Raw genomic sequence first — 15,254 nt, 5'->3', positions numbered from 1 at the left:
ATAATAACTCTTATTCTTAATAAGCGCATAAGCCAGCTTTTAAAGAAACCTTAAAAATCCAATCAGGCGTCATTGATATGAATAAAATTATTTTATTTTCCTTGCTCTTACTACAGGCCTCTCTTTTTGGAGAGGTAAAACTGAATAGCATTTTCACCTCAGGAGCAGTACTCCAGCGGGATGTAGAGTTGCCCATATACGGCACTGCTAAAGATGGCGAGGAAATTACCGTTACTTTTGCCGGCGAGACTCAGACGACCCTAGCAAAAGATGGTAAGTGGAAGGTTTTCTTCAATCCTCAAAAAGCTGGTGGCCCTTTTACAATCAAAGTGCAAGGCAGTAACACAATTGTGCTGAATGAGCTATTAATGGGAGATGTGTGGCTCTGCTCCGGGCAATCCAATATGCAGTACTACTTTTATCAGTATTACAAAAAATATCCCGAAATCATTGGAGATAAATCTAAGACGTATGTGAATTCCCAAATCAGAATCGTCAAAACCAATGCTGGCGGAAGTTCTATACCCCAAGATGAGCTAGTACTGAATCATCAATGGAAAGAACTTAATCCAGATAACATTCGTTTCTTTAGTGCTACAGCCTATTATTTTGGCGTTAATTTACAGGAAAGCATAAATGTGCCAATAGGCTTAATCCAAAGCTGTTTAAGTGCCACTGCGATTGATCTTTGGATACCGACTCCGGTCATACATTCAAATCCACTCTACAAAAAAGATTCTGATCAGTATAAAAAATTACTTGCAGATTTTCCCGCAAAAAATGAAATCTATCAGGAAGATTTAAAGGAATGGCAAAAAAAGCATCAAGTAAATGATTTAGCACTTCATAAAGTACCCGCGGCAATAAGGAGAACAATGCCCAGGGAGCCTATAGGTCCTAATAGTACCAAGCTCCCGTCAGCGCTTTATAACAAAATGATTGCACCCCTTCATCAGTTTCCGATTAAAGGAATACTTTGGTACCAAGGTGAAGCTAATGCTAATAATTTTGAAAGAGTTAAAGCCTACGAATCTCAGCTCCCCGATCTGATCAAAAGCTGGAGAGCAGGGTGGGGTCTAGGTGATTTACCTTTTTATTGGGTACAACTCGCCGCGTATAAGAATAAAGTTGATAAGCCACAGGATGATTCTTGGCCTTGGATGCGACATACTATGGATAAGGTTCAGGGGCTCGTAAAAAATGGAGCGATGGCCTGTGTGATTGATGTTGGGATGCAGAAAGATATTCATCCTCCCTATAAAAAGTTTGCTGGAGATAGACTGGCCTTGTTAGCTAGAAAACTCACTTACAATGAAGATGTGGTTCACCAAGGTCCCACATATAAATCTTTTGCTATCAAAAATAATAAAATTCTTGTCGCTTTTGAAAACACTGGTAGTGGCCTTAAAACGAAGCCCTTGGTTTTGGATAATGGTAAGATTAAAGTTGACGCAGATAAACTTTATGGATTTACCGTGTGTGGCCCTGAGCAAAAGTATCATACGGCTCAAGCAAGAATTGTAGATGCAAGCACTATCGAGCTATGGTCCGACAAGGTAGCAAGTCCTAAACATGTTCGTTATGCTTGGTACAATTTCCCGCTTGCCAATTTATATAACAATGAAGATTTACCTACTTATCCATTTAGGACCGATAATTTTGAGCCAAAAAAATACTAATGGATAGAAAACGCATGATCCTATAGTTTCTCGAGTAGGGGGGATAAGTGTGCAGTAAATAAGGCTAAGTGGAAATTGATCCATTCTGGGGTGGGTGTCTTTGTATGAAATATTGCATATTTTTTATCGATACTGTTAACCTTTGACTTATTTGGGGTTTTATAGTTATATTATAATACTGTAGAAGAGGATGTGCTTATGAAAAAGAATTTTACGCTTATTGAGTTATTAGTGGTCGTTGCGATCATAGGTATTTTGGCTTCACTTCTTCTTCCCGTCTTAGGCAAAGCTAGAAAAACTGCCAGAACTGCGGTGTGTGTTTCCAATATGAAGCAGATTTCTACCGCATCTTACTTATATCTCGATGATAATCTAGATACTTTTCCAGGTTATTATATCCATGGAGGCCAAGCTCATAATTCTTTGCCCATGTATTCTTTAGTAGGAGTGAAGGGTAAACAGGGTGGTTATGTTTACGAACCTGAATATAAAATGGTGAATCCCTATTTAGGAGATTTCACTGGTGATGACCGTGTACCAGTAGCGCACTGTCCCCTAGATGAAAAACCCTTAAATTCTGCTTTTTCAGGTGATACAACTTATGATGCCATTGGTTCTTCTTATGGCTTGAATTCTCGAACAAATACAGATTTGAAAATTGGTGGACTTGATGCAGATGGTAATAATAAAGGTCAATATACCGGCGTATCATTGAGTGAAATCTCAACAGCTAGTTCAGAGATGGTAATGGCTTTGGAAGTGAATGCTTGGCATTTTGCAACTGCTGGAAGTGCCAATATTTGGAGTACTGGCTGGCATGGAAATAATAAATACACAATGGCTTTTATTGATGGTCACGTAAAAAACATGACGGTCTATGATCAGAATAAAAATAATGATAACTATAAATTCGATCGCAATAATCCATAAGAGCTAATATCTAAGCTTTGAAATTTTCCATTTTTCCCGTTTCCGCTGCGGAACGGCAGAGTTCGATGAGTTCGGCTTGTTCTTTTTTGCTAAGAGCTTTGAATTCCCAGATATTTTTAAGGTTAGCATTGATTTGTTCCGGGCTATCAACGCCACTCACGAGTGTGGAAATAGGAAGGGAGAGGGCAAAGTGATGGGCTTGGGCAATAGAAACTTTATCGGGAATGACACTGGGTACATCTTTGTACTTGCGTCCAGATTTACCATTGCCAAAAAAACCACCATTACAAAGTGATTTCATCGCGAGAATACCGATTTTTTGCTCGGTCATTATATTGATTGTATTATTAATAAAACTCTTATACGAGGGATCTGCTAAGTTAATCGGCATGAGACAGGCTTCAATATCGGGTAGTTTTTTATTGAGTAGGTGTTGGTGAGCTTTAAAATCCCTGTGACCAGAAAAACCTATATGTTTGATTTTTCCTTGTTTTTTATAATCCTGTAAAACTTCAAGAACACCATTCTTGAGACGAGAATCTACATCGCTTTCACTCGCAATACTATGAATCATAAAGAGGTCTATTTGATCAACTTTTAAGCTTTCGAAAGATTGCTCAATATGCTTGATCAATTGATCACCATTTTTAGCCGTACTCTTTGACATGATTTCTACATGCTTACCGTATTTGGGAGTGAGGAATTTACCGTAATGCCGTTCGCTACCACCATTTTGGTACATGTTAGCCGTGTCAAAAAAGCGAATACCTTGTTTGATTGCATTATCAATAATACCTTGAGCATTGAGCTCACTTTGACGTCCCACATGCCAACCACCAACAGTATAGATAGTGGGATTCAAACTTGTTTTCCCCAGTTTGCGACGAGCTAGAATTTTGCCGAAAGAATCACTTTCTTCAGATGAATTTTCATAAGCTTTTGCACTTCCAGCAATCATCAGTGCAGAGGAAAGTTGTGCTGAACGAGTGAGAAACTGTCTTCTGGAGTAAGGTGATGCCATAGCGAAAATCCTTTACTGAATATTTTATATTGTCTACTTTTTCAATTGAACTCTAATAAATTGTAAATACTTGTTTATTATAAACCTACAAATTTAAGATACGTAACAAAGTACAGTGATTATCTAAGTTTTAATGTGATAATTTATTAGGCTTAAGGTTTTTTTTAGATCTGTATGATAGAAGCAGGGATGGGGATCAAATAAGGTGCAAGTAGTCAGCGGACTAAAGTAAAACCTCTAGGTCTTACTTTAGTCCGCTGATTTATCTAAAAAACGAGTAATAATTACGAGAGTTATTAGTCGTTTAATCTAATTGGATTGCAGTAGCATTGATTATCATGGCTGCTTCACTTGATTGAGGTGAGACTGAGCCTTTGATAGTGACTAAGGATAATTCCTTGAGACCATTTTTGCCTTTGAGGCCTGTTTTTAAAATCATGCCGGAGTCATCGACTAATTGTATACTTAGGGTGTTGGCCGCAATATCTTTGCTTTCTTCACAGCAGACATCCCAAGGAGCTTGGCAGTTATCGCCTTCGTGCAAATCACAAGAAGTTAAAATATTGTGATCACCGATAATAAAAGAGGCACGGTTTTCCACAAAGACGGAATGAGCACCAATGATTTTACCTGAGATGAGGACTTCATCACCGGCTTTGAGTTTGCGAGCTTCGCTAATAGAGATGCCTTGGTCTAATTTTTGATTAAAGACTTGTGGGTCTAGAGTCACTTCCTGTTTTGCGGGGGTGAGATTAGCTGCTGTGGATTGAACTTTTTGCTCTTCTGTACATGATGCAAAAAGAAAAATGGCGATAGATAATATACTGAGGTATTTCATGGGGGACTCCTAATCGTTTAGAGTATTGTTGAGAGCTGGATGGAGACAGTGCCACCCAGGAAGAATGATGACCGCAAAGGCAAGTACGAGTGCCAATGCAAAGCCGTAGAAGATTTGGAGGTGGCTAACTCCCAAAGTGAAGAAAGTACTTCCAAAGTTAATACTTACTAACGGAAAGAAATAGAGTGCCGTAGAGATGGCAACTAGGAAGGCACTAAGATGAATGAGTGCGGATTCCGCATAAAGAGACATCATGAGCTTACTGCGCTGGAAGCCGATAGCTTGAAGGGTCGCAAGCTCTTTTTTTCGGCTCTCAATGGCGGCATAAAATGTATTGAGACCACCAAATAAAGCCCCAGAAGCAATGAGTAAAGCAGTTAGCCAAGCCATAAACTGAATGGGTTCGTAAAAAGAACTTACTTTTGCGTAGTAATCCTGCTCACTTATGGCTGCGAGTTGTAAATCGAGACGCTGTTTGGCAAAGAGGTCAATATCATCGTACTCAGCTTGATCCAAGCGTAAAGTAATTGAAGAAATACTATCTCTTTGGGTGAGTGAAATCATATCATTTAAATTCATCCAAATCTCTGATTCCATGAGTGTGCCTGGAGCGGCAAAAATTCCTGAGACGATAAATTCTTGTTTTTCAAAAACAATACTTTTGCCAATCTTAAGTTGATCTTGATTTAAGCCAAGGCGCTTCCAAGCAAATCGTCCAATCATCATTTGACCACTATGAGGAAAATGTCCCTCTGTTAGTTCAAGAGCGGGGTAAACATTGAGTGCTGTTTTTTGAACACCGCGAATCAAGGCTTCTTTTTCGATGCCATCAAATTGCAAGACTGAGTTGTAGTGAATTTCGGGTGATACGGCACTGGCGTCAAAAGATTTCTTGAGGCCTGGAATTGTTCGAGCTGCAGCAATCGCACTTTGGTGAACTTCACTACGCTCAAGGCTTTCCTCACTTCCCGCACCCAAGAGGATGACGTTTTTGTCATCGCTATTCACTTTGAGGCTAGAAGACATGCTTTCTTGGAAAGATGAAGCGAGTAAGATGAGCATGAAGACGAGGAAACAGCTAGCAAATAATTGCAGGCTCCGCAAAGGGGATTTAACCAAATTCATGAGTGTATAAGTAAACATTAATGACTCCTTAGGCGGTTAACTAAATTGCCTTGGACTGAGTGGAAAGCAGGGTAGATACCAGCGACAAAACTTATGGTCATGGCGAGGGCGCTAGCTTTAAGTAGAGTGTTAGTTTGGATATTAAAAACAATGCTTAAGCCCTCTGCGGAAATCGCAAAGTTACCCGTACTCAAAAAAAGATAGGCTCCTCCAATTCCAACAAAACCACCAATCATACCCATGAAGAGTCCTTCAGCCATGGTCATCCAAGCGAGGTGTTCAATTTGGAAGCCCATGGCTTGCATCACCGCATTTTCAATCACACGACCACGAACGGCAATAATTACGGTGTTGGTAATTAAAAAACTAACCGCTAAAACAGCAGCAAGCCCAAGCCAACGTGTAAAAGAAATGAGTTCAATCATGTCTTTTGCGGTGTTAGCAATAAAAGCTTTCTCTGGGCGAGTATGGGTGGGTTCACGATCGTAACGAAAGCTTTGGTCAATTTCTTTTGCAACGCGATCAAGCTGAGTATGATCATTCACTTTAACATTGAATTGAGTCACTTCACCGAGTCCACGCTTTGAAGATTTTTGCAAGAAATCGAGATGAACAAAAGCGGTGTTTTGATCCTGGGGATCATCGGATTCAAGGATGCCAGAAATACGTACCGTAATTCCCGCAGCATCAAAACGGTCACCCACATTTAAGCCACGACGCTGAGCAAAATCTTTACCGAGGATAGCGGAGTCAGAAGCCTTTTTCCACGAACTAAAAAGAGCAGAGTCAATATCTTTCCCGGCAAAATAATTCTGAATTTCTCCCGAAGGAAAACCACGGAAAGTGATGGTATCTAAACTCGTACCACAATTATTGACAATGACTTGTACGGGAACGACGCTTTTAACTCCATCTATTTGTGAAATTTTGTTAGCATAATCCTCAGGAAGTCGACTCGTGAAAGGGCAGAAGCGCTTGTCGCGGTAAACCACCAGGGTATCATCGCCGGCTTGCATTTCGGTGGCACTCTTCAAACCATCTTGAAAAGTTTCTACCGTCATAAACAAAAACATACCACAGGCGGTGCCCGCAATTGTAAGTAATGAGCGCAGCCAATGACGACGAATTTGTTTGAGAGATAATAAGCTGAGGTTAATGAGCCACATTGTCATCCCCTTTAATTAAAACCCCTTTTTCTAGGAAAAGGGTTCTGTCTGCAAAGGCAGCTGCTTTGGGGTCGTGAGTCACCATGACCACGGTTTTATTGAGTTCTGTACAGAGTGATTTGAGCAAAGTCAAAATAGCCTGTGCTGACTCTTGGTCGAGATCACCAGTGGGTTCGTCGGCCACAATGAGCGGAGGATCAGTTACCAAAGCACGTGCAATTGCCACGCGTTGTTCTTGGCCACCAGAGAGCTGCTTGGGGTAATGGTCGGCACGATCATCAATACGAGCAAGTTCTAGAGCCTTAGTGACACGTTGATGACGTTGCTTAGCTGATATCTTATGTGTTAGCAAAGGCAATTCTACATTTTCATAAGCGGTTAAGACGGGGATGAGGTGATAGAGCTGGAAAATATAAGCCATGTTTTGCGCACGAAAACTGGTGAGTTGACGGCGATTAAGTTGACTAATATCCTGTTCTTTAAAGTAGAGTTTTCCATGACTCGGTGAATCAATGCCCGCAAGAATGTTGAGTAGGGTCGTTTTTCCACTGCCAGAGGGGCCCATTAGAGCAAGGAATTCCCCTTGAATAATATTTAAATCAAGCTCATTGAGAGGGGTGATTTCTTGTTTGCCTTTTAGGTAGATTTTTGAAATGCCTTGGCAAGAAATTAATACATTACTCATAGATTCTCCCAGTCTTTATTGAAAGACCATTTTTAAGTTCATTGCTAGGTTGGTATATAGCTTTTTGGCCGGCTTGAAGCCCGCTTGATATTTCTTGCCATTCGCCATTTTTTCTTTCGCCTAATTGGACTTTTTGGATTTTAATTCTGCCTTCTAAGTCAATCAGGTAAAGGCTATTATTGAGTAAACATTCACGATGAATAAATACGCTCTCTTTACTTTCTATTTTTTGAGCTTTATGAGAAGAAATAAATTCGACTTGAGCCAACATTTGAGGACGTAAGTTTGGATGTCCCCCAGTAATCCCCACTTGTACTTCCAGGGTATTTTTCTGGTAGTCGGCTTCGCCTTCGATGGCAATGACTTTGCCCGTCAAAGTCTCTTTGATAGATTCTAAATTAACTTTAGCATCCTGACCGATTTGAACTTTATTGAGTTCATTTAAAGGCACATCTACTTTGATGAGGATTTGTGTGGGATCAAAGATTTCCGCCACAGTGGTGGAAACTTCGTTATCAGAACTGAGCATTTGCTTACGGCCAACACGAGCATACATCTTTTGAATGATGCCATTTGCGGGTGCTTTGATTTCACTTCTGCTTAGGTCGAGTTTGATTTTCTTTATTTTAATGTCTTGAATGGCGACTTGTGATTCAGCAATAGAAATTTGATGATGGCTCTGTTTGATTTGAGCTTCAATAACTTCGTTTTTGAAATTAAACTGTTTAATCTTACTCAATTCTTCTAGGTGCTCGAGTTCAGCTTGTTCTTGAGTGAACTTTGAAACACCTGGGCCAGATTGCTTAAGTCGCTCGAAGCGGTTTTTTGCGGTGGTCGCAACCGCTTGCGCCGTTTCGGTCAAACTATGGTTTTCTTTAATTTTGGCCTTCAAAACTTCAATGGCTAGTAAATACTGAGCCGAATTAAGTTTGAGTTCCTGGTGTTTACTTTTGGCTTCTAAAAGCTTGAGCTCCAGATCTTCAGTATTGAGGCTTGCTAAAACTTGTCCTTTTTCTACCTTGTCACCACCTTTGACGAAAATCTCATCAACTACGCCACTCACTAAAGCCGTAGCTCGTATGGGGTAAGGACTGGCATGAACCCAACCGGCAGCTTGAAAGAGTGTTTGTCCAGATTGTACACTGGTCCCACTCTCCGCTAAACGTGCACGAGCAATATCGTATTGAGGAGGAGGGAAGAATTTGTCTTTGCCAGCCGTAAAAAGGAAGCCGGCAATTATAATTAAGAGGAAGAGGGGGATGATATATAAAAATCGTCGTTTTGGCGCTTTTATATCTGTAGGGGTATCGTTTTCAAATAAACTTTTCATAATACACTAAATTAAAATTTTACTAAATAAATGGGGGAGAGGAAGCTCTTGATCAAGAGATTCTGAATTTAGTTAGCGAATAAATCGCTTAATTAATTTAGCAGAGGTAAGTACAGTGCAGTTTGAAAAGGGAGGTTTTTTGAGAGGGAGGAGTGGCATTAGAATAATGTAAGATTTCCGTAGACTTAGCTAAGTTGCTATGGTCGTCAAAAATGAGGTAAGCCAAAGACTGAGATTGCTCTAAATCACAGTTTGGATCTAATGAATGAATTATGAGAGAAGGAGTAACTTGTTCAATTTCCTCACAACAGACATCTTCTAATTGATGTTTTGAGCTGACTTTCTTTGAGCAGCAACTATCGACTTCTTTATCCTCAGTACAAGACATACTAATATGAAGTTCGTTTACTTTAAGGCATTTCCATATGGGAACTGTGCCGACTAGTATGTAAGTCAGTACACTAAGTAAAAAAATGCTGTTACTAAAGAATTTCATTAATACCTGCTTGCTTATGCTGAATATATATCCTGAAAGTCCCCTTGTATCAAACTTATTAGTTGAAAAAGTAATGATTTCATTTCTAGGGACGGAAGATATTTTTCGATAAGGCTCAAGATGAATGACTTATCAAAGGCAGGTTTTTTATTAAGAAACAAACATTTATTTAATGTTTTTGTCCATTTTAATCGAAACGGACTAAAAATTTCAAATTTTAATTTTATTATGTGTTTAAACATTTGATAAGAAAATTAGCTATCTGAAAAAATTGTTAATACTTTTGGAGTCTATTGATGAGTGATACATCTACTAAAGAAATGAAAAAATCCTCTGATACCATCAGGATAGTTGAGAAAGACCTCAGTCTTAATAGAATGCTTACAAAAGCAGATACGATACGAATTAAAAAACCTGATAATATTCAGATTAGTGCGTCCTCAGGCGGTAGCTTAAAAATCAAAATCCCAGCTCTCAGGAAAAAAGAAGGGGGTTTTGCGATCAGGATTATTTGTCCAAGTTGCTCCTTTAAAAATTGTACCAATATCCAAAATCTCTTTGATAAAGTTTCTTGTGGTAGCTGTGATGTGCGAGTTCGAGTCCCCGTAGAAACACCAAAATTCATTTATGAAAACTACATTGCTGAAACTCCCTGTATAAATATCTTTCAGGCCTATAACAAAAAGTATGATTTTCACGGAGATGTAGTTACTTACGAAAAATTAGAATTGGGTGAACATGATCCAGTGAAGCTTGAGGCTCGACTTGAACGGCTTAAAAATCTCAAAGTAGATAACTATCTCAATCCGCAATACTTTCAGCATGATGAAACGGGCTATTTTATAACTCGTGCGAATGCGCCTTATCGCATGAATGTGTACTTACAAAAGCGTGGCGTGGTAAAAGCTAGAAAGGCAGCACAAATTCTTTATCAAACGACCTTGATTGCAGCGGACTTAGCGAAAGAAGGTGTTTTTGGAGCTTTCCTACCGACAGACATTATGCTAGATAAAAAGGGTGATGTGAAACTATGTGATTATGGTGTTCGCGATGGGATATTTGAAGAAATGAATGAGCATCATCATATTTTCATTGACTCACTAGCACCGGAAACTATTAGTCATCGTATTCACGATGAACATTCAGCAGTGTATTCATTAGGTATATTGACAGTACTATTCTTAACAGGTAAAAGTCCATTTCAGGAGTTTAGCCCCTCTAAAATCAGTAAGGAAAGAGAAAATTATTTAAGTCACTTAGAGGAGTATGACCTCCCTGTTTTTCTCGAGTATATGCTTGATATGAATGTGAATTCCAGGCCGAGTCTGGAAGAATGTAGTGTCTACTTTTTACAAATGATTGAGAATTTAGATACACGCGATCATTTTTAAATTGATCAGTCGCTGGGCGCGGGTGTTAACCCTCCACTGATGGAAGGACTTAGCATAGAAAAACGCGGAAAATAACGTCATTAAATGAGATAAAAAACAATAAGCGCACATCTACGCTTACAAAGTTTAGTGTGCATGTATTGCCGCTTACAAAATCATAGATATAAAGTATTGAGTGGCATCCTAAAGTGTAGGTATAGAGATCAATTAGGCAAGCTTGTAGTGCGCTGGATATGCGGATATTGAAAGGTTCTGTGAGTCAATATTATATTCAATATGCACCTTGAATATCCAGAGCATTTGAGTATTAGCAAAATAGTAAAAATGCTAAAGGGCTGTAGCCCACGTTTACTCCAGAAAGACTTCCCAGATTTGAAAAAAGATATAGGGATCAGTGTTTTTGGACGACAGCTTATGTGCTGGAGTATAGGTAACTTGACAGAAGAATTGCTTAATGAGTACCACCGTAAAAACTCTAAGGTACTCGATGCTATCATATAGTGAGTTGCTGCCACACGGGCGAATAAAAAGCATTTAGAAAGAAGTGGGTCGCCTCACTCCAGCGGGGAGTTGTTGCCACACGGGCGGCAAAAAAAAGCACCATCCAAAAAACATAAACACACACAAATAAACCAATGGCACACACTAGTTCGGCACACATTCACATTTTTAGACAAAAAAAAGCACTTACGAATTAACGTAAGTGCTTGATAGTACCGAAGGTGGGACTTGAACCCACACGCCCGAAGGCGGGGGATTTTTAAACACTAGATTAAGCACGAAGTACACCTTGATTATGGGGGTTATGCACCCTCCATACTCCAAATTACTTGATGTCATTTTCGCTCTAATTAATTAGAGGCGATTTCTACTTCAAAAATACTAGTAGTAATAAGGTTAAATTGAGGGAGTTAAGCCGAGGGTTTATCAGTCATAATAAACCCTAAAAACTAAGTGTGCGTTAGTTTTTCCATAACTCAATAATTTTATCGTGACCGCGAATACTAAAGACCCATTCTCGCCCAAGCTTCTTTTTTTCAAAGAGACCCAAATCCACTAAACCATTTAGCACCGTAGCAGCCGTATTGTAAGAGCAATTCAGGTTATCTTTAACATTCATAGCGGTAAAAGACAAGGCACGTTTACTTTTAGCTACTTGGAAAACTGTTTTTTGCTTTTCATTGAGTTTGCCGTATAAGCCTGACTCCCATAGCCATTTATTGAACTCCGATTCTTCTTGTAGACTTTTTTTGTAGGAGTTCTTAAAATTGCCTATAGCTCGAAGAATGATATGACTTTGATAATCCAGGAAATAAGTTAAATCCATATCATCTGTTTCCGTGTAGAGGTAGCTCTTGCCATACTTGACTGGAGCTGATTTCAGTAAAAGACTAATGGAAATATACCTAAATGCGGAGAAGTCGTTTTTAAACATATACCAATAAAATAGGGCTCGTGCAACACGGCCATTTCCATCTCTAAAAGGATGTTCATAACCGATAGCAAAGTGTAAACTTATAGCCTTTAATAAAGGATGTAGGTACTTGTCGCTATCAATATCTCCATGGTCTTGATTCGTCCACTCTGCAAGGTTTATCAGTCTTTGCTCCAGACCTTCCGCAGGTGGCGGTGTGTGAACGGTATTTCCATCGGCATCCACAACCTCAACGTTATCTGTATTCCGCAGTACTCCGGGATAATAATGATCGTTATCTATATCTTCAACACCAACTTTATGTAACTCTAAGATTAAATCAACAGAAAGATCCTTATGGCGATTCTGCCAGGAAAGTTGCATCATTTTAAAATTACCTAAAATCATTTTTTCGTCGGGTGTTCTGGGTTTTCTTTTACGTTTAAGCATATCCTTAGCAATTTTGGTCGTCGTAGCAGCACCCTCTAATTGACTACTGCTTATAGCCTCATCTTCAATCAAGTCATTCAGAAGATACTCCAAGTGCTTTTCTTCACCAATTTTATTACACATCCACTCCAGAGAGGCCGTGGTCGTATTTCGATCCGTTTCAGATATGGCTTTTTGAATAGTTGGAGTTGAATAATAATGACACGCCTGTACAGGCTCACCGATAACGATAAGCTTCTTCAGCTGTTTCTCTCTGGAACTTTTAATCACTGACCAGACTAGATCTTCATCTAAACCCTTGGGGATTCGATAGGTGATTTCATCAAATGGTAGGTAGCGCCCTTTACGGTCTACAGGTGAAAATAACTCCAGATACTGCCCCAGTAGTTCTGGTGAATTTTTGGAGATACAGTTAAATGGATCTTGGATTCTTGTCTTTGGAGGAAATTTCATCATTTATATCTCAATTATAGTTCATTTTGAAATAACAATACATCCAAAACTCTAAGTTGTCTCAATTATAGTTAATTTTGAAATAATATTTAATCCATTGGAGTATTTATCCAGGAAATCAAGCTATTCGAGAGATAGAAAAACAAGCTGCTATTCTTTCCTTTTGGGCTTAGTTATTTGCTAAGGTCTGAAAAAAAATAAAAACCTGCTCGTTTTTTCAGAAAACTAATTCTCATTTATGGGGCGAGAGCTGATTGAATATACTACGCAGTCTTCATTAGCCCAAGAAGATATGTATCATAGCTATTATGGATAGAAACTATTACACGAGTACAGCTTGCCGCTGAGTGGCTTCGTTCAACCATGAGCTGTAGAGGAATTTCTTCGCTTCGCTCAAATCTCGGTCCTTATGTAAAAAAGAAATAGTTTCCTGTTATTTGAATAAATGCATCCAAAATGTATCTTATTAAAAGAGGTTTTTTATGATCAAGACTGTAAATAAAGTGTCTAAGCAAGGCAATAGTGATTTGGCTTTTTGGCAATCTCAAAAACCTGAAGATCGACTATCTTGCGTAGAAAAATTAAGGCGGCAATACATTGGAAATTCAGCAAGACTTCAGAGATCTGTTACATCTTTTCAACGAACAAAAGGTTAAATACCTCGTAGTTGGTGGATATGCTTTGGCATTCCATGGTGCACCTAGATTTACAGGAGACATTGATATCTGGGTTCGTACATCTTCTGAAAATGCAGATAAAATAATCAATGCACTAAATGAATTTGGTTTTGGTGCTCTTGGAATTACAAAACAAGATTTAACTCAAGATGATCAAGTATTACAACTTGGTTATCCTCCTATAAGAATAGATATCATGACGTCTATTGATGGAGTAGATTTTGATGAAGCTTTTAATAATTCATTACTCACAAGTTATGGTGATATCAAAATCAAAATAATTAGCAAAGACGATTTCATAAAAAACAAACGTGCTACAGGAAGATATAAAGATCTTGCTGACATAGAAGCACTTGGTGAACTGTAGCACAATACATAAGCATGAGCTGCAGTAAAGATTTTCGCCAAGGCTCGCAATCCCTAATCTCGGTCGTTAGTATAGGAAAAGAAAAAATGAATAAGTTTATCTTACTCTCATGCACATTAATATCAGTTTTGACAACTTTCAGTTGTCAAACGGTTCCTTTGATTGATCTAAAAGGCGATACCATAATAAATATTGAAAACAGAATGGTTATCGCTTTGTGGCCTGAAGGTACCGAAGGTATCAATCCTACGATTGCTGAAAAAACTCACAGCGGCAAGAATATGTTTTATAACATTCATAATCCCAGTCTGACACTATTTAAGCCCAAAACACCTAACGGTACTTCTGTTATTATAATCCCAGGTGGTGGCTATGGAGCCGTGGGGTTCAACCTGGAGGGAGTGCCTACTGCAGAGAGACTAGTTAAAGAAGGAATCACGGTATTTATCCTTAAGTATCGCCTGCCCACAACAAAGGGCGTAAACTTTAAACATCCAGTGCCACTAATGGATGCACAACGTGCTATTAAGCTAGTCCGTTATCATGCAGATACCTTCGATATACGATCGGATCAAATCGGGATAATTGGATTTTCTGCAGGTGGCCATTTAGCATCGACCGCAGGCACGTTATTCAACAGCCCAATACAGGCAAGTGATGACATCGGTAAAATCAATTGCCGGCCAGACTTTATGATGTTGATCTACCCAGTTATTACCACACAGGCAAAAGAATCTTGTCACCCTTGTACAAATAGCCTAGTTGGCAAGGATTCGGCACCTGGCTTACTCAAGAAGCTATCGAATGAACTGAATGTAACCCATGACACGCCACCCACATTTCTTGCCCATGCAAAAGACGATAAAGGGGTGCCTCCGAAAAATAGCCGTCTGTTTCATGAAGCTTTGAAAAAACACGGCATTAGAACAACATTGAAGATCTATGAAAAGGGTGGTCATTATAAGGGTTTTTTCAAAAAAGAATCTGATAATGATGCATTAAACTGGATGGACGATTGTGTTACCTGGATGCATACGATGGAATTACTTTCTGAAAACAGATGATAACAAAAGAGTACACTCTTACAAGAACTAGCTAGGCAATTTCAAACTTAGAAATAATTATTATCTGAGTTAATAAATATAAATATTCACACAAGACTTATACCAACTTTCACACAGAAATTAAAACAAATACTAAGCATGAGCTGCAGTGAAGATTCTATTTATATA

14 protein-coding genes are annotated in these 15,254 nt (G+C 39.0%); 6 read left to right on the top strand and 8 right to left on the bottom strand.

Features of this window, described 5'->3' with window-relative positions:
* Window positions 1-77: 77 nt before the first annotated feature.
* Both PQO03_RS17165 and PQO03_RS17160 read left to right on the top strand, forming a co-directional pair.
* Window positions 78-1,679 carry a sialate O-acetylesterase gene (locus PQO03_RS17165; protein ID WP_274152024.1) on the top strand — a complete coding sequence of 534 codons (1,602 nt, stop codon included), beginning with the start codon at window positions 78-80 and terminating at the stop codon, window positions 1,677-1,679.
* A gap of 198 nt (window positions 1,680-1,877) precedes the next feature.
* Window positions 1,878-2,609 carry a type II secretion system protein gene (locus PQO03_RS17160; protein WP_274152022.1) on the top strand — a complete coding sequence of 244 codons (732 nt, stop codon included), beginning with the start codon at window positions 1,878-1,880 and terminating at the stop codon, window positions 2,607-2,609.
* Window positions 2,610-2,619: 10 nt separating this feature from the next.
* Here PQO03_RS17160 and PQO03_RS17155 read toward each other — a convergent pair whose 3' ends face one another.
* The 7 genes from PQO03_RS17155 to PQO03_RS17125 form a co-directional block, all read right to left on the bottom strand.
* Window positions 2,620-3,630, bottom strand: coding sequence for an aldo/keto reductase (locus PQO03_RS17155; protein ID WP_274152020.1), 1,011 nt, complete (start codon window positions 3,628-3,630; stop codon window positions 2,620-2,622).
* A gap of 304 nt (window positions 3,631-3,934) precedes the next feature.
* Window positions 3,935-4,468 (bottom strand): hypothetical protein, encoded by a 534-nt coding sequence (locus tag PQO03_RS17150; protein WP_274152018.1) that lies wholly within the window; start codon window positions 4,466-4,468, stop codon window positions 3,935-3,937.
* Between the two features lie 9 nt (window positions 4,469-4,477).
* Window positions 4,478-5,611: an ABC transporter permease gene (locus PQO03_RS17145; RefSeq protein ID WP_274152016.1), complete on the bottom strand. Its 1,134-nt coding sequence runs from the start codon at window positions 5,609-5,611 to the stop codon at window positions 4,478-4,480.
* The gene (locus PQO03_RS17140; protein ID WP_274152015.1) at window positions 5,611-6,759 is read right to left on the bottom strand and encodes an ABC transporter permease; all 1,149 of its coding nucleotides are present in this window, start codon (window positions 6,757-6,759) and stop codon (window positions 5,611-5,613) included. The genes PQO03_RS17145 and PQO03_RS17140 overlap by 1 nt, the downstream gene beginning before the upstream one ends.
* Window positions 6,746-7,444 carry an ABC transporter ATP-binding protein gene (locus PQO03_RS17135; RefSeq protein WP_274152013.1) on the bottom strand — a complete coding sequence of 233 codons (699 nt, stop codon included), beginning with the start codon at window positions 7,442-7,444 and terminating at the stop codon, window positions 6,746-6,748. The genes PQO03_RS17140 and PQO03_RS17135 overlap by 14 nt, the downstream gene beginning before the upstream one ends.
* Window positions 7,437-8,774 carry an efflux RND transporter periplasmic adaptor subunit gene (locus PQO03_RS17130; RefSeq protein WP_274152012.1) on the bottom strand — a complete coding sequence of 446 codons (1,338 nt, stop codon included), beginning with the start codon at window positions 8,772-8,774 and terminating at the stop codon, window positions 7,437-7,439. Before PQO03_RS17130 ends, PQO03_RS17135 begins: the two co-directional genes overlap by 8 nt.
* 97 nt (window positions 8,775-8,871) lie before the next feature.
* Entirely contained in the window at window positions 8,872-9,270 is a 399-nt protein-coding gene (locus PQO03_RS17125) for a hypothetical protein (RefSeq protein WP_274152011.1), read from the bottom strand.
* Between the two features lie 296 nt (window positions 9,271-9,566).
* Here PQO03_RS17125 and PQO03_RS17120 point away from each other — a divergent pair, with 296 nt between their 5' ends.
* Both PQO03_RS17120 and PQO03_RS22150 read left to right on the top strand, forming a co-directional pair.
* Window positions 9,567-10,661, top strand: coding sequence for a protein kinase domain-containing protein (locus PQO03_RS17120; protein ID WP_274152009.1), 1,095 nt, complete (start codon window positions 9,567-9,569; stop codon window positions 10,659-10,661).
* A 276-nt stretch (window positions 10,662-10,937) separates the two neighbouring features.
* Window positions 10,938-11,162, top strand: a complete 225-nt coding sequence (locus PQO03_RS22150; protein ID WP_420792871.1) for a transposase — start codon at window positions 10,938-10,940, stop codon at window positions 11,160-11,162.
* Window positions 11,163-11,622: 460 nt separating this feature from the next.
* On the opposite strand, the gene PQO03_RS17115 is transcribed toward PQO03_RS22150, so the two are convergent.
* A complete protein-coding gene (locus PQO03_RS17115; protein WP_274152007.1) occupies window positions 11,623-12,981 on the bottom strand; it encodes a Fic family protein in 1,359 nt (452 codons plus the stop codon).
* 594 nt (window positions 12,982-13,575) lie between these two features.
* Between PQO03_RS17115 and PQO03_RS17110 the strand changes: the two genes are divergently transcribed.
* Window positions 13,576-14,022 (top strand): nucleotidyl transferase AbiEii/AbiGii toxin family protein, encoded by a 447-nt coding sequence (locus PQO03_RS17110; RefSeq protein WP_274152005.1) that lies wholly within the window; start codon window positions 13,576-13,578, stop codon window positions 14,020-14,022.
* An 86-nt stretch (window positions 14,023-14,108) separates the two neighbouring features.
* Window positions 14,109-15,086, top strand: a complete 978-nt coding sequence (locus PQO03_RS17105; RefSeq protein ID WP_274152003.1) for an alpha/beta hydrolase — start codon at window positions 14,109-14,111, stop codon at window positions 15,084-15,086.
* Window positions 15,087-15,254: the final 168 nt, after the last annotated feature.

Origin of the sequence: Lentisphaera profundi (assembly GCF_028728065.1) — a bacterium.
Taxonomy (GTDB): domain Bacteria; phylum Verrucomicrobiota; class Lentisphaeria; order Lentisphaerales; family Lentisphaeraceae; genus Lentisphaera; species Lentisphaera profundi.
This window is presented reverse-complemented; position numbering and strand designations above follow the sequence as displayed.

Excerpts from the sequence above, each read along its gene's own strand:
- PQO03_RS17160 (WP_274152022.1), top strand. The coding sequence starts at position 1,878 with ATGAAAAAGAATTTTACGCTTATTGAGTTATTAGTGGTCGTTGCGATC.
- PQO03_RS17120 (WP_274152009.1), top strand. The coding sequence starts at position 9,567 with ATGAGTGATACATCTACTAAAGAAATGAAAAAATCCTCTGATACCATC.
- PQO03_RS17105 (WP_274152003.1), top strand. The coding sequence starts at position 14,109 with ATGAATAAGTTTATCTTACTCTCATGCACATTAATATCAGTTTTGACA.
- PQO03_RS17165 (WP_274152024.1), top strand. The coding sequence starts at position 78 with ATGAATAAAATTATTTTATTTTCCTTGCTCTTACTACAGGCCTCTCTT.
- PQO03_RS17155 (WP_274152020.1), bottom strand. The coding sequence starts at position 3,630 with ATGGCATCACCTTACTCCAGAAGACAGTTTCTCACTCGTTCAGCACAA.
- PQO03_RS17130 (WP_274152012.1), bottom strand. The coding sequence starts at position 8,774 with ATGAAAAGTTTATTTGAAAACGATACCCCTACAGATATAAAAGCGCCA.
- PQO03_RS17135 (WP_274152013.1), bottom strand. The coding sequence starts at position 7,444 with ATGAGTAATGTATTAATTTCTTGCCAAGGCATTTCAAAAATCTACCTA.
- PQO03_RS17150 (WP_274152018.1), bottom strand. The coding sequence starts at position 4,468 with ATGAAATACCTCAGTATATTATCTATCGCCATTTTTCTTTTTGCATCA.
- PQO03_RS17140 (WP_274152015.1), bottom strand. The coding sequence starts at position 6,759 with ATGTGGCTCATTAACCTCAGCTTATTATCTCTCAAACAAATTCGTCGT.
- PQO03_RS17125 (WP_274152011.1), bottom strand. The coding sequence starts at position 9,270 with ATGAAATTCTTTAGTAACAGCATTTTTTTACTTAGTGTACTGACTTAC.
- PQO03_RS22150 (WP_420792871.1), top strand. The coding sequence starts at position 10,938 with ATGCACCTTGAATATCCAGAGCATTTGAGTATTAGCAAAATAGTAAAA.
- PQO03_RS17145 (WP_274152016.1), bottom strand. The coding sequence starts at position 5,611 with ATGTTTACTTATACACTCATGAATTTGGTTAAATCCCCTTTGCGGAGC.
- PQO03_RS17115 (WP_274152007.1), bottom strand. The coding sequence starts at position 12,981 with ATGATGAAATTTCCTCCAAAGACAAGAATCCAAGATCCATTTAACTGT.